Annotated in this window: 12 protein-coding genes; 2 read left to right on the forward strand and 10 right to left on the reverse strand. The window is 62.5% G+C overall.

The window, feature by feature from the left end; all coding sequences use genetic code 11:
• Nucleotides 1–37: 37 nt before the first annotated feature.
• From HX899_RS17645 to HX899_RS17685, 9 genes are all read right to left on the reverse strand, one after another.
• Entirely contained in the window at nucleotides 38–2,752 is a 2,715-nt protein-coding gene (locus HX899_RS17645) for an ABC transporter transmembrane domain-containing protein (RefSeq protein WP_138331567.1), read from the reverse strand.
• A 182-nt stretch (nucleotides 2,753–2,934) separates the two neighbouring features.
• Nucleotides 2,935–4,080: a glycosyltransferase family protein gene (locus HX899_RS17650; RefSeq protein WP_246697131.1), complete on the reverse strand. Its 1,146-nt coding sequence runs from the start codon at nucleotides 4,078–4,080 to the stop codon at nucleotides 2,935–2,937.
• Nucleotides 4,077–5,324 carry a glycosyltransferase gene (locus HX899_RS17655; protein WP_181292965.1) on the reverse strand — a complete coding sequence of 416 codons (1,248 nt, stop codon included), beginning with the start codon at nucleotides 5,322–5,324 and terminating at the stop codon, nucleotides 4,077–4,079. Before HX899_RS17655 ends, HX899_RS17650 begins: the two co-directional genes overlap by 4 nt.
• Nucleotides 5,325–5,333: 9 nt before the next feature.
• Nucleotides 5,334–6,542, reverse strand: coding sequence for a glycosyltransferase family protein (locus HX899_RS17660; RefSeq protein WP_138389790.1), 1,209 nt, complete (start codon nucleotides 6,540–6,542; stop codon nucleotides 5,334–5,336).
• A gap of 96 nt (nucleotides 6,543–6,638) precedes the next feature.
• Nucleotides 6,639–7,811, reverse strand: a complete 1,173-nt coding sequence (locus HX899_RS17665; RefSeq protein WP_164067319.1) for an ABC transporter permease — start codon at nucleotides 7,809–7,811, stop codon at nucleotides 6,639–6,641.
• Nucleotides 7,811–8,809: an ABC transporter permease gene (locus HX899_RS17670; protein WP_003548391.1), complete on the reverse strand. Its 999-nt coding sequence runs from the start codon at nucleotides 8,807–8,809 to the stop codon at nucleotides 7,811–7,813. The genes HX899_RS17665 and HX899_RS17670 overlap by 1 nt, the downstream gene beginning before the upstream one ends.
• Before the next feature lie 3 nt (nucleotides 8,810–8,812).
• Entirely contained in the window at nucleotides 8,813–10,720 is a 1,908-nt protein-coding gene (locus HX899_RS17675) for an ABC transporter substrate-binding protein (RefSeq protein WP_138331572.1), read from the reverse strand.
• Nucleotides 10,720–12,609 (reverse strand): ABC transporter ATP-binding protein, encoded by a 1,890-nt coding sequence (locus tag HX899_RS17680; protein ID WP_181292966.1) that lies wholly within the window; start codon nucleotides 12,607–12,609, stop codon nucleotides 10,720–10,722. Before HX899_RS17680 ends, HX899_RS17675 begins: the two co-directional genes overlap by 1 nt.
• Nucleotides 12,610–12,761: 152 nt before the next feature.
• A complete protein-coding gene (locus tag HX899_RS17685; protein WP_181292967.1) occupies nucleotides 12,762–14,105 on the reverse strand; it encodes an adenylate/guanylate cyclase domain-containing protein in 1,344 nt (447 codons plus the stop codon).
• Nucleotides 14,106–14,650: 545 nt separating this feature from the next.
• On the opposite strand from HX899_RS17685, the gene HX899_RS17690 reads away from it, so the two are divergent.
• Nucleotides 14,651–15,988: a nucleotide sugar dehydrogenase gene (locus tag HX899_RS17690; protein WP_181292968.1), complete on the forward strand. Its 1,338-nt coding sequence runs from the start codon at nucleotides 14,651–14,653 to the stop codon at nucleotides 15,986–15,988.
• Here HX899_RS17690 and HX899_RS17695 read toward each other — a convergent pair.
• Complete coding sequence (locus HX899_RS17695; RefSeq protein ID WP_181292969.1) at nucleotides 15,978–17,204, reverse strand: DUF3095 domain-containing protein; 1,227 nt, start codon at nucleotides 17,202–17,204, stop codon at nucleotides 15,978–15,980. The two genes, HX899_RS17690 and HX899_RS17695, sit on opposite strands and share 11 nt — an antisense overlap.
• A 173-nt stretch (nucleotides 17,205–17,377) precedes the next feature.
• Between HX899_RS17695 and HX899_RS17700 the strand changes: the two genes are divergently transcribed.
• Nucleotides 17,378–17,857, forward strand: coding sequence for a class I SAM-dependent methyltransferase (locus HX899_RS17700; protein ID WP_181292970.1), 480 nt, complete (start codon nucleotides 17,378–17,380; stop codon nucleotides 17,855–17,857).
• Nucleotides 17,858–17,976: the final 119 nt, after the last annotated feature.

The following is a 17,976-nucleotide window of genomic DNA, read 5'->3' on the forward strand; positions in this document are numbered from 1 at the left end:
CATCGGGAACACCCACCATCGCCGCCCCTATAGAATATTACGATAACAGTTCCTTGAACATCCCGTTTTTCTCGGAAAGTTCCGGATAGTTTCCGGCTTCCGCCAATCCGCCGCGGTCGAAGAGCAGGATGCGGTCGAACATCTCTGCCAGCCGGGCATTGGAGAGCACCCAGATGATCGCCGGCCGATGCCCTTCTTCGTGCAGGCCTTCGATGATGTTGCGGGTGATCTGATCCTGAAGGCGCTGGTCAAGCGCCGACAGCGGCCGATTGAAGATGAAATAGTCCGAGCGCTTCAACAGCGCGCGGGCCAGGTTCAGCTTCTGCCGCTGCACCATGGTCAGTCGCTTGCCGCCGGAGCCGACGTCGAATTCGAGACCGATCGACAGCACGTCGTCATAAAGATCGAGCGCATCGAAGAGTTCGCCCATGATGCCGCGGATGCGGTCGGAGGCGTCGGCCTGCTGATAGGCGATACGGCCGAAGAGCACATTGTCCATCAGGCTTGCCGACGGGGTGAAACGCTCGGCGTCGTAGCGCTCGATCAGCTCGGCGAGATCGGCCGGAATATGCTCGTGGAACTGCTTGCGGGCGCTGACGATCTTGTCCATGAGCTCGTCGGTCAGCAAGCCGAAGCGATGGCGCGGCTCGATATAGGCGAAACTCAGCCGGATGATGGCCGAACGTTCCTCTGGCGTGGCGTCCTCGAAGCGGCGGCTTTGCAGCTTCTGCAGCAGCGCCTGATAGGTCGGGATGTCGTCCGCCGTCATGAAGGTCAGCTGCTGGAAGAATGGATGGTCCGGCGGCAGGTCGTGGAAGAGTTCCACCGCATTCTCGGCGATCTCAAGGCCCATGGCGTAGAGATCGGTGCTGAGGCCTGTCTCACGGAAGAGCTGCTGGAAATAGGGATGCGCGGCAAGCCTGCGGTTGGTCATCAACGGCCGCTTCATCGTGCCGAAGAGCAGGTTCTCGCCGACCGTCGCCTGGCCGTTATAGGCATCGAAATCGAAAGGCACGACGATCGTGTCGAGCCCCTCGTCGCGCAGCCGGTCCCTGAGCGAGGCGCGTAGCGCCACGACATGGTCGCCGAGCGCCACATGCACGTCAGTGTTGACGGTCGAGCGCAGCGCCAGATCGAGGATGTCCTGCGAGATCAGGACGGCGTCGAGCACCGGGCGGATCGCTTTCAGAATGTCCTCGGGCCCGCTGGCGCCGGCGGCCTTGTAGTCCACCCAGTCGCTGTTGAGGTCGAGCGTCGGATTGCCGGCCTTCTCCGCCTCGGCGGAATGCCATTTATACTCCAGCGCTTCCCGCTCGTCGTAAACCGGATCGGTCATCGGCGCATGTTTCAGGCCGTAGAGCAGATTGCTGGCGAGCGTGCCGTGGAAGAAGAAGGTGTCGGACGAGGCATAGGAGATCCGACGGCCGGTGATCGATTCCGGCATGTCGAGGAGATCGCGGCCGTCGATGGTGATACGGCCGGAGTCCGGCCAGACCATGCGGCCGAGCGCTTCGGCGAAGGCTTCCGCGCCGCTGCCGTTCGGCCCGACGATCGCCACCGTCTCGTTCGGCTTGATCTCGACGGAGACGTGGTCGACGAGGCGGGCGCCGCTGTCGTCGGAGAGCGACAGGTTGGTGACGACGAAGGCGCCCGTCAGCGCGCCGACCGGGGCGGTTGCGAGTTCCTGGATGCGGCTGTCGATCAGCGGCTCGACATTGAACTGCTCGTAGACCTGCTGGTACTTCACCTGCACGTCCTGGCGCATCTGGTCCCAGTCGATCAGTTCCTTCAGCGGGCCGGGCAGGTCCTTGTAGGCTGATATGACGGCGACGAGCTGTCCGATGTCGAGCCGGCCCTGCAGCGCCAGGTAGCCGCCGATCGCATAGAACAGGAAGGGCGTGACCTGGGCGAGGAAGTTGTTGATGAACTTCACCAGGAACTTCCACTGGTAAAGGTCGTAGCGGATCGAGAAGATGCGGCCGAGCCGCGAGGCGATGTCGGCGCGTTCGAGGTTGGATGTGTCGTTGCCGTGGATCGTGCCGATGCCCTCGACGATTTCGCCGACCCGGCCGGAGAGCTCGCGGGCCGTCAGCTGCCGCTGGCGGCCGAGATCCAGCAGGCGCTTGCGCATGCGGGGAATGACGATCGCCTGCACACCGACGATGCCGGCGGCGATCATGCCGAGCCAGAAATTCTGGACGATGATGAAGGCGAGCGCCGTGATCGCCTGGCCGCCGAGAAGGGCAGGGGAGACGAAGGCATCACCGGTGAAGCCGCCCATCGGCTCCACCTCGTCCTTGATCATGGTGGCGATTTCGGCCGATTTCACCCGCTTGAAGTGAATGGGCGGAAAGCGCAGCACCCGGTCGATCAGCTCGAAGCGGATACGGCGCAGCATGCGCTCGCCGAGCCGGCCCTTATAGGTGTTGATGTAAAACTTGAAGAGGCCGTTCAGCACCACCAGCGCCAGAAACACCAGGCTGAGGGCCATCAGCATCTGGAAGCGGTTGAGCTGCAACCCTTGAAAGAACTCGACATGGCCGATCAGCGGCAGGTCGTAGGCAATGTGCATGAAGGTCTGCGTTGCGCCAGGACCTTCGAAGCCGTCACCCTGGATCGGTCCGTTGACGATCTGTTTCGGCAGGTCGAAGGACAGGAAGTAGGGCACCATCGAGGCGGCGACGACAGCCAGAATCCACAGCTGCTGCAGCCGCGTGTTCTTCCAGATGTAGCGGGCGAGGCTTTTTTCCATGGCTAACCGTCAGCTTGCTGGGAAATTCCGGGGGCGCGATCCGGGCGCCGGGACGGGAAGGAATTTTGAGAACAGGATCATGCAGCCGGACCGCCGATATCGCAATGAAAACAAGGCGAAGCGACCGGCTGCAAAAATGCCGATTCTCGCCGGAACATTGCTTATATCACAGGAATTTTGGATTAGGCGAGGGATTCGGCAATCATGGAGCGAATGATGAGGGCGGTTTTCTCCGCCCCGTCGAGGTCGAGCAAGACCGGCCCCCGTGGCTGTGCGGCGAGTGCCTTTTCGACCGCCTCTTTCACATGGCCCGCCGTCAGTCCGTTTTCCGGCAGGATATCGGCGAGGCCGAGCGCCTGCAGCCGTTCGGCGCGCACCGTCTGCTCGGTCTCGCCACCGGCGACGAAGGGGATGAGGATCGCCCGGCATTCGGTGCGCAAGAGATCGCCGACCGTGTTGTAGCCTGCCTGCGAGATCGACACCTTGGCGCCGCGCAGCAGCGAGGGAAAATCCTTGCGGAAACGCACCAGCGTCACATTAGCCGCCGCGTCCTCAGACAGCGCGGCGAAATCGGCCTCCGGCAGGTTCGGGCCGGCGACCAGCAGCCAGCGAAGATTGTCCGGCAGCAGCGTTGCCGCCTCTTTGGCCGCGCCGATCAACGCGGCGCCGACCGCGCCACCGCCCGCCGATGCGATGATGTCGAATGTTTCGGTCGGTTCCAGCGCCGGCGGGGCTGCGACGAGGCCGGTATAGCGCAGCCTGTCGGCGATCTCTGACGTCAGCGGGAAGGTGTCCTCGAGCCTGACGAAACCGGGATCGCCGTGGACGAGCACGGCATCGAAATGGTCCTTGACCAGCGTGACGGTCTCCGCGTCGCGGCCGGCCTTGCGGTTTTCCTGCAGGATGTCGCGCACCGAGCTTATGAGTTTCGGCCGCGGTTCGGCCTTGTCGATGGCCTCGAGCAAAGGCAGCAGTTCGAAGCGCATCTGTCGCCGGCCGAAGGGGAAGGCTTCGATGATGACGACATCCGGCCTTGCGGCATGGAAGGCATCGAGTAGCAGCTGGCGGCGGGCATGGAGGAAATCCTCGCCGGCCGGCCGGCCATCGGCATCAGCGAGGCCGGCGAAACCGGCATTGTTGGCGACGACCGCCGGCAAGGCTACGGTCTTCACGCCTTCGCCGGGAAAGCCCGGCACCGGCAGGCCGCCGGTCACGACAGTCACGTCAAAACCGTCCTTGACCAAGGCATTGGCGATGCGGCTGGCGCGGGCTATGTGGCCGATGCCGAGCAGATGCTGGACATAGAAGAAAATACGCGGTGCCGTCATGACGCCTTCTGCCATTCGGCCTCGAACAGGCCGGTGAGCTGTCTGATGCTGGAGTGATAGTCGAAATATTCGCGCACCTGGCTTTCGGCGGCGTCGCCGAGGCGCTTGCGCAGCGCCGGGTCGCGGATCGCCGCCTCCAGCGCGCTGGCCAGCAGTGCCGGGTCCTCCGGCGGCACGACGAGGCCGTTTTCACCGTTCTTCAGGAGCTCCGGCACGCCGGATACTTCGGTCGAGAGGCAGACGAGCCGCTGGCTCGAGGCTTCGACCAGGACGTTCGGCAGGCCGTCGCGGTCGCCGTTGGCGGCGATGCGGCAGGCAAGCGCGAAGAGGTCGGCACGGCGGTAATGATCGAGCACGTCTTCCTGCGCCATGGCGCCCTTCCAGACGATGCGGCCGGAAATGCCGAGTTCGGTGGCCAGCGCCTTCAGTTTCGCAAGCTCCTCGCCGCCGCCGATATGGTCCATGCGCCAGTGAAGGTCGGGGGGCAACAGCGCCAGCGCGTGCAGCAGCACGTCGTAACCCTTCTTCTCGACGGCGCGGCCGACGCTGAGGATGAAGGCCGGATCGTCGGGGTCGCTGCCGGTGCGGTCCGAACGCTCGCCGGCAAAATGGCCGAAGCGGGCGAGATCGAGACCGTGGTAACTCAAGTGCACGGCCTCCCTGCGTGACGTCAGCGTCCGCATATGGTCGTAGCCCATCCTGGTGCAGGTGACGGTCCAGCGGGCGCTGCCGAGTTTCTCGTTCAGCTCCCAGTCGGGCGACGTCCAAATGTCCTTGGCGTGCGCCGAGCAGGTCCAGGGCGTGTCCGTGAGGATGCTTGCATATTCCGTCACCGAGGCCGGCGTGTGGATGAAATGCGCATGCAGCCATTCACCCTCGTCCGGCCATTCGCGGCCCAGCACCAGCGCCTGGCCGAGACGGCGGAAGCGGTTGCGGGAGATGTCGCGCTTGAGGTCGGCGAGGAAGCGTTTCATCAGCGCCTTGAAGCCGGGTTTGGAGAAACCAGCGATGAGGCCCTTCAGCACGCGGATCGGCTCCTCGTGCAGATATTCCGGCAGATAGACGACACGCGCCCGGATCTCGTCATGCACAGGATGGCGCTTCTTGTCGGTCGGCCGGCGCATCGAAATCAGCGTCAGGTCGAAGCCGGCCTTTTCGAGGCCGAGCAGCTCCTGGGCGATGAAGGTTTCCGAAAGGCGGGGATAGCCTTTCAGCACGACGAGGATCTTGCGGCGTGGCGGCAAGGCTGTGCCCTATTCCGCGCCGACGAGGGAAAGGTGGCTGCCGCGGCCGTCGATCCACCGGCCGACGGTCTGCGAGATATGGTCCAGTCCTTCGAGACGCATATTGCCGCCGCTCTTCGACGGTGGCTGGCGGGAGGGCAGGCGCTTCAGCGCCTCGGCCATGATTGTGGGGTCGACCGACTGTTCCGGCAGCAGCATGTCGACGAGGCCGAGTTCGCTTGCCCGCTGGGCGCGCAGCAGCTGTTCCTCGCGCGGCTTGACACGCGGCACGATGAGGGCCGGTTTGTCGAAGGAGAGGATCTCGCAATAGGTGTTGTAGCCACCCATGGCGACGACGCCGGTGGCGCTGTCGATCAGCTCTTCCATGTGATTGTCGAACTCGATCACCTCGATATAGGGGATGGCTTCCCCCTTCTGCACCAGCTTGGCGCGCTCGGCGGCCGGCATATAGGGCCCGAGCACCACGAGCGCCTTCTGCGTCAGCGTCGGATCGGCCTCGTAGGCGTTCATGACGTCGTGGACGAGATCGGAGCCGTCGCCGCCGCCGCCTGTGGTGACGAGGATGTAATTATCCTTGCGGGCGTTGATCGACGTCTTGCCCCTGGAGACGCTGCGTTGCAGGAAGCCGACGAAATCCATCTTCCGGCGCAGGCTTTGCGGCACGTCAAGGCCGATCAGCGGATCGTAGAATTCCGGCGGACCGTAGACCCAGACGCTGTCGTAATACTGGTCGATCTTCTGCATGATGCTGTTTTTCTTCCACTCGGCCTCGAGCAGATGCGGCGCGTCCATGATCTCGCGCAGGCCGAGCACCAGAACGGTGCCGCGGGCCTTGAGATAGGCAAGCGTATCCTCGACCTCGCCCTTCAGTCCCATCGGTTCCTTGTCGACGATGAAGATATCGGGCTGGAAGGTCTCGGCCGTGTGGCGAATGCTCGATTCGCGCATCTTCAGCGTCTCGTGCAGGTCGATATGGCTGGCGAGCGACGTATATTCACCGTTGCGGAGCTTGATGACGCTCGGGATCTTCACGAAGTCGACACGGGCGCGGTAGTCGAAGGCGCCGGCGATCGTGGCACCCGAAATGATCAGAATATTGAGGCCGCGATAATCCTCGACCAGCGCATGGGCGATGGCGCGACAGCGGCGCAGATGGCCGAGACCAAAAGTATCGTGGCTGTACATGAGGATGCGCGCATCTTCGAGACGTCTGGACATGGGCATCCCTTCTGGGGTCAGCAACATAGTTAGTACCCCCACCGTCCGGAGGCCAAGAGGTGGGGGCGGTGCCGTGATGCGCCGCCGCGTTTCCTGCTATTTGTAGGGATCTGCCGCATCACGCAAGCCGTCTCCCAGAAAGTTGAACGCCAAAATGACCAGAACAACAGGAATGATCGGATAGAGCAGCCACGGATAGAAGGCGATGACGCTGACGCTTTTTGCCTCGGTCAGCAGAATGCCCCAGCTGGTGATCGGCGGACGAAGGCCGAGGCCGAGGAAGGAGAGCGCGGTCTCTCCAAGGATCATGCCGGGGATCGAAATCGTCGCCGAAGCAATGAGATGCGACATAAAGCCCGGCACCAGGTGCCGGCCGATGATGCGTGGCGTGCTGGCACCCATCAGCTGTGCGGCCTGGACATAATCCTCCTCGCGCAGCGCCAGGAGTTTGGAGCGCACGGCACGCGCCAGCCCCGTCCAGTCGATGATGCCGAGGATGACGGTGATGCCGAAATAGATGACGATCGGGCTCCACGTTACCGGCATGATGGCGGCCAGCGCCATCCAGAGCGGCAGGCTCGGCAGCGATTGCAGCACTTCGATCAGGCGCTGGACGATGAGATCGAAAATGCCGCCACGATAACCGGCAAGGCCGCCAATGACGATACCGAGCACGAAGCTGATCGAAATGCCGATCAGACCGATGGTCAGCGATATCCGCGCGCCGTAGAGGATGCGCGAGAGCACGTCACGGCCGAGCCGGTCGGTGCCGAGCAGGAACATCTGCCCGCCGATCGCCGGGCAGACGAGATGATAGTTCGAGGCAACAACGCCCCAGAATTTGTAGGCATCGCCGCGGCAGAAGAATCGGATTGGCTGCACGTCGTTCGGCCTATCCGTATAGACACGATGCAGCGTGTCGAGATCGAGCGTCATGCTGCGGCCGTAAACGAAGGGACCGACGAAGCTGCCCTTGTCGAAGAAGTGGATGGGTTGCGGCGGCGCGTGAATGAAATCGACATTGCGCGTGTGCAGGCCGTAGGGCGCCAGGAACTCGACGATCAGGATCATCAGGTAGACGACGGCGAGAAAGATGCCGGAGATCAAGGCCAGCTTGTGCTGCTTGAACTTCCACCACATCAGCTGCTTCTGCGAGGCGAGATGAATGCGCGATTGCGCCGCCGTCATGCTTTCGGTCGCAAGCGGATCGAAAGGCGCGGTCGAGACGTAATGCGGCAGCGGCGCGCCGGGTGCGGGAAGGGGCGACATTATTTGGTGCTCCTGCCTTGCAGACGGATGCGGGGATCAAGGAAGCCGAGCGCGATGTCGGAGATCAGCACGCCGATGACATTGAGGAAGGCCAGGAACATCAGGAAGGAGCCGGCGAGATACATGTCCTGGCTCTGCAGCGCCTTGATGAGCATCGGCCCCGTCGTCTCCAGCGACAGCACGATGGCGACGATCTCGGCGCCCGAGATGATCGACGGCAGGATCGAGCCGATATCGGCGACGAAGAAGTTGAGCGCCATGCGCAGCGGATATTTGACCAGCGCCTTCAGCGGCGGCAGGCCCTTGGCGCGGGCGGTGACGACATACTGCTTCTGCATCTCGTCGAGCAGGTTGGCACGCAGCCGCCGGATCATGCCGGCCGTGCCGGCCGTGCCGACGATGATCACAGGGATCCACAGGTGAGAGAGGATCGACCGCGCCTTCTCCCAGCTCATCGGCGCCGAGATATATTGCTGGTCCATCAGATGGCCGATCGAGATGCCGAACCAGATATTGGCGAAATACATCAGGATCAGCGCCAGCATGAAGTTCGGAATGGCGATGCCGAGCAGGCCGAGGAACGTCAGCCCGTAATCACCCCAACTGTACTGGTGCGTGGCCGAATAGATGCCGATCGGAAAGGCGATCAGCCAGGTGAGCAGGATCGTCGTGAAGGAGACGAGCATCGTCAGCCAGAGGCGATCGCCGACCACGTCGGAGACCGGCAGCTGATATTCGAAGGAATAGCCGAAATCGCCGTGCAGCATGCCGCCGACCCAGTAGAAATAACGCACGATCTCCGGCTTGTCGAAGCCGTATTGCTGGCGCATCTCCTCGATTTCCTGGAGGTTGGCGGTCTCGCCGGAGGCACGCAGCTCGGCGATTTGGCTCTCGAAGAAGTCGCCGGGCGGCAGCTCGATGATGGTGAAGACCAGCGCCGAAATGACGAAGAGCGTCGGCACCATGGCGGCGATGCGCCAGAGAATGTATCTGAGCACGCCTCAGGCCTCCTTGTACCAGAATGCATCCGGCATGTAGACGCCGAGATAGGAGGTGGGATCGAAGCCGTAGAGCGCTCTCTCCGGCAGGTTCTGCAGCTTGGCAGCGCGAAGGATCGGCTGCAGCGTGCTGTTGATGAGGCCGATCGAGAATACCTGCTGCGTATAGAGCGACAGCATCTTGTGCCAGATCACCTGGCGCTCCTCGAATTTCGCCGTCGAGCCCCATTGGCTGAGCAGGTTGACCAGCTCGGCTGCCTCCGGCAGGTCGGGTGCGACCCCCTCCTGGCCGGCGGAGAGGTAATGCATGCCCCAGAGCGGCCATTGCAACTGATCGTCGAGTGTCGGCGCAAGGCCGGCCGGCGACATGTCGGCCGTCGGCACGCCATTGTCGAGGCCGTACCAGATCGACATCATGATCGAACCGCTCATGGCGCGATTGCGGAAGACATCGCGCTGCGAGGTCCGGGTATAGAGCGCCAGGCCGATATTGGCCCAGTGATCTCGCACCAGTTCCAGCACGTCGGTGTCGAGATTGCTCTCGCCGGCGGTCTCGACGGTGATCTCGGCGCGACGCCCGTCCGGCAGCAGCCGAATGCCGTCGTCACCGCGTTTGGTCAAGCCGAGTTCGTCGAGCAGGCGGTTGGCCTCGTCGGGATCGAACTTCACGAAGGCATCGGCATATTCCTGCTTGAAGAGCGGGCTATCGGGCAGGACGGTATCGGCGCTTGGCGTGCCGAGGCCGTAGAAGGCGACCATGTTGATCTCGTGCCGGTCGATCGCCAACGACAAAGCGCGGCGCAGGCGGACGTCGCGGAAAAGGCCGCGCCACACTTCGTCAGCACAGTTGAGGTTCGGCAGCAGCGTGATGCGCGAGCCGCGCGCGAGCTTCCAGAGATTGACCTTCACCGGGAAGCGCTTCTCGGCCTCCTTCAGGAAGGTGTAGTCGTTGAAATCGATGCCGGTCACCTGCAGGTCGGCTTCGCCTGCCCCCGCCTTGGCGGCGATGATCGATGAGGAGGAGACGTTGAGGATGAAGCGGTCGAGATAGGGTAGCTGCCTGCCGGTCTCGTCGATGCGGTGGAAGAACGGGTTGCGCTCGAAGACGAACTGCTCGGACGGCAGCGGCGTCGTATTGCGCCAGGGATCGAGCGTCGGCAGGTTCGGATTTTCCGGACGGTAGGAACGCGCCATCTTGATGTGCAGATCCTGCCATTTCTTGACGCGGTAGGTCTTCATCAGCTCGTCCATCTTCGCTTGGTCCGGCTGGAATTTCTTGTGGAACTGCTTGAGATAATGACCAGGGCCGAAGATGACGAGCGGCTGCGGGCCTGCCAGCGTCGGCAGGAACATCGGGTTGGGTTTTTCCCAGGTGTAGCGCACGGTCAGCGGATCGAGCATCTCGAAGCGCGGCAGGCTGCCGTGCGGACGAAGCTCTAGCGCGCCGCCGCCGGGCGTCAGCTTGTCGTTCAGGATGACGTCTTCCCACCAGTAGCGGAAATCGTCAGCCGTAAACGGCTGGCCGTCGGACCATTTATGGCCCTCGCGCAGTGTGAAGGTGAAGACCGTGTCGTCCTCGGACTGGAAACCGGCCAGGATGTCCGGCTGGAACTGCAGGTGCTTGTTGTAGCCGACCAGGCGGGCATAGCCGTAGATCGTCATGAAGCGGATGTCGCGCTGGCTGCCGATGATGGTGCGCACCGTGCCGCCGTAGGCACCGGGTTCGAGCCCCATCTCCTTCAGATTGACGATACGCGGGCGGACGGGAATGCGCTCCGCCATCGGCGGCAGGCTGCCTGATGTCAGCCGCTCCTTCAGGAATTCCGGCTCGCCGACCTGTCCGGCGCGAAGCACCGCGGGCGCGATCGCCGCGCCGACGAGGCCGCCGAGAAAAATGCGACGCGTCACCATCAGCGCAACTCCTTGGCATCGGCGCCTTTGCGGGCGCGCACCAGATGGCCGTCGCCGAGGTCGGCATAGGCAAGTTCGGAAGCGTCGTCATGCTCGGCGGTGAAGGTCGCGCCCCAGTTCTGCTTGTCGGCGGCGCCGTTTTCCCTGAGCGCCTTGAAATCGAGCGGCCGGTCGAGATCGGGGAAGGGGACGGCGGCGAGCAGCGATTTCGTATAGGGGTGCACCGGATCGCGCAGGATGATCTCGCGCGGCGCGATCTCGACGATGCGGCCCTTGCACATCACCGCGATGCGGTCGGCCATGTAATCGACGACGGCGAGATTGTGCGAAATGAACAGATAAGTAAGCCCCAGCTCTTTCTGCAGGTCCTTCAACAGGTTGAGGATCTGCGCCTGCACGGAGACGTCAAGCGCCGAGACCGGCTCGTCGAGGATGACGAGCTTCGGGCCGAGCGCGAGCGCCCGCGCGATACCGATGCGCTGGCGCTGGCCGCCCGAAAAACTGTGCGGGTAACGGCTGAGATAACGCTTGTCGAGGCCGATTGCCGCCATCAGCCCTTCGACCTTGCGCTTGCGCTCGTCGCTGTCGCCGCGGTCATGGATCTCAAGAGGTTCACTCAGGATGTTGCGCACCGTCATGCGCGGCGAGAGCGAGGAGACCGGGTCCTGGAACACCATCTGGATCTTGGTCCGCATGTCCTGCAGTTCGGCGCCTTTGACGGAGAGGACGTCGACGACCTCCTTGCCGTCGTTGAACACCACTGCGCCGCTGTCCGGCGTGATGGCGCGCATCAGGATCTTGCTGAGCGTCGTCTTGCCGCAGCCGGACTCGCCCACCAGGCCCAGACATTCGCCGCGGCGGATGTCGAAGCTGACGTCGTCGACGGCGCGCAGGACGGTGGCTTCATGTTTGCCGAAGAAACTGCGCTTGCGCGTCTTGTAGGTCTTCGAGAGATTGGCGACGGAAAGCAGGATGCCCGGCGCCTCTGCCTGGAGCGGCTTCTTCTTGCCGACGAGGGACTCGAGATTGACCGTTACCTCCCGCAGCGCTTTCAGCCGCTCGCCGGGTTTCATGTCGAAATGCGGGACGGCGGCCATCAGGCCCTTGAGATAGGGATGCTGCGGATTGCGGAAGATATCCTCGACCGGTCCTGCTTCCATGATCTCGCCGTGATAGATGACGACCACCTCGTCGGCCATGTTGGCGACGATGCCGAGATCGTGGGTGATGAGCAGCATCGCCATGCCGAGCTTGGCCTGCAGCTCGCGGAGCAGTTCGAGGATCTGCGCCTGGATCGTCACGTCGAGCGCAGTCGTCGGCTCGTCGGCGATCAAGAGCGCCGGCTTGCAGATCAGCGCCATGGCGATCATCGCGCGCTGGCGCATGCCGCCGGACAGTTCGAACGGATACATGTCGTAGGTGCGGTGTGGATTGGAGAAGCCGACAAGGCCAAGCATCTCCTCGGTCTTTTCACGGGCTTCCTGCTTGTCGACTTCGGTATGGATCAGCAGCACTTCGCTGATCTGATTGCCGATCGTATGCAGCGGCGACAGCGAGGTCATCGGCTCCTGGAAGATCGTCGCCATGCGGCGGCCGCGCAAGTCGCGCATTTCCTCGCTGTCGCGCGGAAAGGACAGGATATCGGTCGTGCTGCCGTCGAGCGGATCGGTGAAAAGGATGCTGCCCGAGGCCTTGGCCGGATTGGGCAGGATGCCCATGATCGACTGGCTGATCACCGATTTTCCCGAGCCGGATTCACCGACGAGAGCGGTGACCTTGCCTGGAAGAATGCGAAGATTGGCTTGTTTTACGACGCGTAGCCGGTCACCGAAAACCGAGAAGGAGACGTCGAGATTTTCAATACGCAACAGATCCGCTGCAGACGCCATACCAATGAAATTCCCCAGTCTTCTATGTTCCCGTTAAGGCACACTATCGTACCGCAAACAGGGTGTCTAGCTGATGACAATCATAGATAAACCAGCATGTCCCGCCGAAGTTCCCCGGGCGAGACGCACAGATTATGACAGGGGTTGTAAGCTTACTGGATGAATTTCTCCATGCTGGTGCGCTTGACCTGATTCTTGGCGTCGCGATGCAGGAGAATGACCTGCTCGGCTTCTGAAAGTCCGTTCTGCACGGCCTCGCGGAAGCTCTCGTCGACATTGATTGCCGGCGCCGGCGCGCGCGGCTGCAGCACGGTCACCTTCTGACGGATGCCGCGCAGCTTCTCTTCGCCGAGCGTCGTCCATTCGCCGCCGCAATAGCCGGCGAAGGCCTGGCTGGCGACGACCTCGCGGCCGTATTTCTTGGTCAGGATCTGCAGACGTTGGACCTCGTTGACCGCCGAGCCGAAGGCGGAGAAGGTCAGCCGATCCTTGAGGCCGACATTGCCGAACATGACGTTGCCGACATGCAGGCCGATGCCGTAGCCGACCCTGGTCAGGCCCTTCTGCTCGCGGTCCCTGTTGAGCTCGGCGACCCGCGCCTGCGCCTGATGGACGGCCGAAAGAGCCGCCTCGCAGGCAATTTTCGATGGGTCCTTGTGGCGTCCGCAAGGATAGACGGCGAGGAAGCCGTCGCCGAGGAAACTCAGGATCTCGCCGCCGTTACGGTTGAAAGGGGCGGCGATCGCGTCGAAGAACTGGTTCAGCGTGTCGATATAGGCCTGCCGGCCTTCCTTTTCGGCATACATGGTGGATTCGCGCATGTCGCCCATGACGAGGGCCGCGCGGATCGTCTCACCGTCGCCGCGGCGGATCTGGCCGTTCAGCACCCGCTTGCCGGCGTCGCCGCCGAGATAGGTGGTCAGCATGTTGTTGGCGAGCTTGCCGAGCACCGCCATCTTGGCGGCAACCGCCAGATGGTTCTGCATCCTCAGCAACGCATCGATCATATCGTCGGAAAAGCCGGTGTTATGGTCCGTCGACCAGGAGCCCATCATGCCCTGCACCGAGCCGTCGCCGAAGGGCTGCACGAAGGCGAGGTAGTCGGTGATGCTGTCCTTGCGCAGGTCCTCGAAAATTGGGAATTCGTTCGGCCCATCGTGCATCAGCCGGCGGCGGATGTGCTGCAGATTGTTGTCGAGCAGGTAATAATAGGGACTCTGCAGGAAGCGGTCCGGCTTTTGGCCGGCGGGCATGCGGAAGCCCTCGATGGTGACGCCGCTGGCGCGCCGCCAGGTGAAGCTCAGCGCATCGTAGAGCGGATGCAGCATCGAAAAAGAAAGATGCACGCGCGCAAGCGGCAGGCCCGCAGCGGTGAGCCTTTCGCAGAAACCGCGCACGATGTTTTCAAGCTCGTCTCCGGCCAGCGAAGAGTTCGTCAGCCATTCAGCGACCCGGTCCAAGAGGATGGAGGATACGCTGGATTCGATCGTGCTCATTCTCGGTATGATCCTCATAAGGCACGCCATCCCCAAGAGCCAAAAGTCCCTCGGCCGACACATTTTTCATGCGCAGGTCACAAGGAAATCAGGATGTACGAGCGGTATTATTGTGTCAACGGATCTGCCGAAAGCCCGGCAGCGGCGCCCCTCAGCTCCCCATAGCGGGATCGGACGGGTAGTCCTTTCACGGTGGTTCATTATCAAAAGTCAAAATAGGGATGCTGCAAATGCGAAACAATGGGATCGGCATTTTTTTGTGCGCTGAAGTTGCAGCAAACGGCGCGGCCTGGGTCATTTCCGCCACACCCGGCTAAGGGTGTTGTCCTGTCAGGAAATAGGCGCCAGAAAGTGTGACGCATCATCCGCTGCGCCGACGGTGAGTTTGAAAAAACAGGCCCCGGCGGCGGCCGAGTGAGGGGCAGCCACGGGGCGCGAACAGGACAGCACATCGCCGGCGATAAGAGGAAGATCCGCGCCCGGGTTTAATTTGCCCGGATCATGCATTAGATCAGCCTTCTCTTCCCCGTTTGAAAGATCCCGCCTTGGCCATCTCCCCCTTCGATACGCTTTTGCAGAAGATCGAAACCCGCGCGGCCCGTGCCGGCATCATCGGCCTTGGCTATGTCGGCCTGCCGCTGGCGATGGCGGTGGCGCGCAGCGGCTTTGCGGTCACCGGCTTCGACATCGATCCCGGGAAGATGGTGGCTCTCGATGCCCGCCGCTCCTATATCGATGCGGTGAGCGACGAGGCGCTGTCGGCCGAGATCGATGCGGGCCGCTTCAAGGCGACGACCGATTTCGCCGGCCTTGGCGAGTGCGACGTCGTCATCATCTGCGTGCCGACGCCGCTCACCAAGCATCGCGATCCCGACCTTTCCTTCGTCGAGGCGACGTCGCGCTCGATCGCCGCGCATTTGCGCCCCGGTCAGCTCGTTGTGCTGGAATCGACCACCTATCCCGGCACGACTGACGATGTGGTGAAGGTCATTCTCGAAGGCACCGGGTTAAAATCCGGGTCGGACTTCTTCGTCGGCTTTTCGCCGGAGCGCGAGGATCCCGGCAACCAGCATTATCATACAGCCACGATTCCCAAGGTCGTCGCCGGCGACGGGGCCGAGGCACTGGCGCTGATGAAGGCCTTCTATGGCGCAGCGGTATCATCGGTCGTTCCGGTCTCGTCGAATGCCACGGCCGAGGCCGTGAAGCTCACCGAAAACATCTTCCGCTCGGTCAACATCGCCCTCGTCAACGAGCTGAAGACCGTCTATGCGGCGATGGGCATCGACGTCTGGGAAGTGATCGACGCGGCCAAGACCAAGCCCTTCGGCTACATGCCCTTCTATCCCGGCCCCGGCCTTGGCGGCCATTGCATCCCGATTGATCCTTTCTACCTCACCTGGAAATCGCGCGAATACGAGCTGCCGACCCGCTTCATCGAGCTTGCCGGCGAGATCAATTCGGCAATGCCGCGTTACGTCGTCGGCAAGCTTGCCGAGGCGCTCGATATCCGCGCCGGCAAGGCACTGAGCCGCAGCAAGGTGCTGGTGCTCGGGCTCGCCTATAAGAAGAACGTCGCCGATATTCGCGAAAGCCCGTCGCTGCGGTTGATCGAGATCATCGAGGAGCGTGGCGGACACGCGGATTATCATGATCCCCTCGTCGCCGAGATCCCACCGACGCGCGAATACCAGGCGCTGAAGGGCCGCAAATCGGTGGCGCTGACGCCTGATACCATTGCCGGCTACGATGCTGTGCTGGTCGCGACCGATCACGACAGGGTGGATTATGCGGCGCTCGCAAAAAGTGCCTCGTTGATCGTCGACACGCGCAACGTCTTCAACCGGCTCGGCCTTTCGGCCGATCACGTCATCAAGGCATGACGGAAACAGCCGAAAGCGACTTGCCGGTGATCTGGCTCGCGGCCACCGCATAACCGCCAGCGGCGCCATCGATGAAATGGATGTGATCGCGTGCGATCGGCGTCGGCACGAAGCAGGTCATCAGCGCCGAGGATTGCCGATGCAGGCCGTAGCGGGCCACACCCTTGGCCTGTGCCTGTTGAAGCAGGGTCTCGATGCGCTTCAGGTGTTCGGCGTCGACGTCGATCGTCATCTTCAGCCCGTCGTCGAATTTGCGGAAATCGGAATTGTCGGCGACGTCGCGCTTGTAGCGGCGTGCATCGAAGCTGCCGAGCGGAATGCCGAGCCTGTAGCACGCGACCGTGATGCCGAGCTGCAGGAAGATAAAGAGCTTCTGCCACAACCGCCGGCGCGGTGGCGCGGTTGCTTTGGCCTCGCGATTAATGCCATGCAGCGAGAAGGCAAGGTCCGGACCGTCGGCCGGCACCGGATGGCTGTCTCGGTTCTGTTCGGTGGTGATGGCGACGATGCCGCTGACGAGCTCTTGAAATTCCCGGCCTGGCCGGCCTTCGCCGGGCACGGCGATAATCGAGACGATCTCGCCGTTTCGGGCATCGATCGGGCTCCACCGGCAGGAGAGGCCGGTGAGATCCGGGCGGGTTCCAGCGGGCGCGCGGGCGATGCCGTAACGACCGACCTTCATCTGTCTTTCGGCCCAGCTGGTGCCGCCGCCCCAGAACATCGCATAGGTGACATAAGGACTTGCGGAGTAACGCGCGACGCGGACGTCGAGGCCCTCGGCGCGGGTGTCGGCGACCGGCACGATGGCGATGCGCAGCATCAGGCCCAGATCTTCCTCGACCCAGACCTGCGCGGCAGCAAGGGCGTCGCGCGCCGCCGCCGCCAGCGAACCCGGAAGCGCGATCAGCGCGCCGTCGCCGCCGAAGACGAAGGGATAGTCGCCCTTGCCGACGGAGTTCAAAACCGCTGAAATGACGCTGGCGCCCGCCATGTTGACGTCCTTGTAACGGCCGGCGTCGATCGCCTGCGTCGAGCCGACGATGTCGGCGAGCGCCAGCACCCATCCGTCCGGCAGCGGCCGATAGTTGGCGGCGTCGGTCACGCCCTCGAATTCGGTGAAGAGCGGCACTTCGGCAAAGAAATCTTCGTCGGTCACGGTTTTCATATCGTCCAGCTTAGCACAGACCCATGTCGCCACTGCAACGCCAATTCCCATTTACGGCAATCGACTTGGCAAGGTTTCATGTGTTAGAGCCTTTCCTGGTTTCCGGGACGCACGGAAATGCCCTATCTTTTTGTTTTTACGCAATTCCGAACGCAAAACCGCTCCCCGCACTTTTGCTGGAATTGCTCCAGGACCGCTAACGACTTCATGACGGATACGGATAGATGAGCCGCCTCGACAGCTTCATTCGCCGGTTGACGGCTCAACGCGACATTCTGAACTCGATCATCGATCTGGTGGGAGAAATACAAGGCCCGGTGCTGGAGTTCGGCCTCGGCAACGGCCGCACCTATGATCACCTGCGCGAGAATTTTCCCGGCCGGCGCATTGTCGCCTTCGATTGGGAAGTGCGCTCCTATTCGGCCTCGACACCGGAGGCAGAAGACATGGTTACCGGCAATATCCGCGAGTCCGGCCAGGCCTTCGTCGGCATCGGTGCAGCCCTTGCCCATGCCGATATCGGCACCGGCCATGACGAGATCGACGCGGTGACGCTGACCTGGCTGCCGCAGCTGATGGCCGGCGTCCTTGCCCATAACGGCGTCGCCGTCAGCGGGCTGCCGCTGGAGCATCCCGAGCTGATGGCGCTGCCGCTGCCAGACGGCATCAAGGAAGGCCGTTATTTCCTTTATCGGAGAACATGAGCGGCGTCAGGCGGCAGCAGCGCATCGATTGCTCTCGGCTTTGGATAAAATGTCAGTGGCAGGTCGATTATAATGGCTTACAGCAGGTTAGATGGAACTCATTCGAGTAAAACAATCAT

Origin of the sequence: Rhizobium sp. WYCCWR 11146, assembly GCF_013591995.1 — a bacterium.
GTDB classification, from domain to species: domain Bacteria; phylum Pseudomonadota; class Alphaproteobacteria; order Rhizobiales; family Rhizobiaceae; genus Rhizobium; species Rhizobium indicum.

Coding starts and splice junctions, on each gene's coding strand:
- HX899_RS17645 (WP_138331567.1), bottom strand. CDS start 2,752: ATGGAAAAAAGCCTCGCCCGCTACATCTGGAAGAACACGCGGCTGCAG.
- HX899_RS17650 (WP_246697131.1), bottom strand. CDS start 4,080: ATGACGGCACCGCGTATTTTCTTCTATGTCCAGCATCTGCTCGGCATC.
- HX899_RS17660 (WP_138389790.1), bottom strand. CDS start 6,542: ATGTCCAGACGTCTCGAAGATGCGCGCATCCTCATGTACAGCCACGAT.
- HX899_RS17665 (WP_164067319.1), bottom strand. CDS start 7,811: ATGTCGCCCCTTCCCGCACCCGGCGCGCCGCTGCCGCATTACGTCTCG.
- HX899_RS17675 (WP_138331572.1), bottom strand. CDS start 10,720: ATGGTGACGCGTCGCATTTTTCTCGGCGGCCTCGTCGGCGCGGCGATC.
- HX899_RS17680 (WP_181292966.1), bottom strand. CDS start 12,609: ATGGCGTCTGCAGCGGATCTGTTGCGTATTGAAAATCTCGACGTCTCC.
- HX899_RS17685 (WP_181292967.1), bottom strand. CDS start 14,105: ATGAGCACGATCGAATCCAGCGTATCCTCCATCCTCTTGGACCGGGTC.
- HX899_RS17695 (WP_181292969.1), bottom strand. CDS start 17,204: ATGGGAATTGGCGTTGCAGTGGCGACATGGGTCTGTGCTAAGCTGGAC.
- HX899_RS17700 (WP_181292970.1), top strand. CDS start 17,378: ATGAGCCGCCTCGACAGCTTCATTCGCCGGTTGACGGCTCAACGCGAC.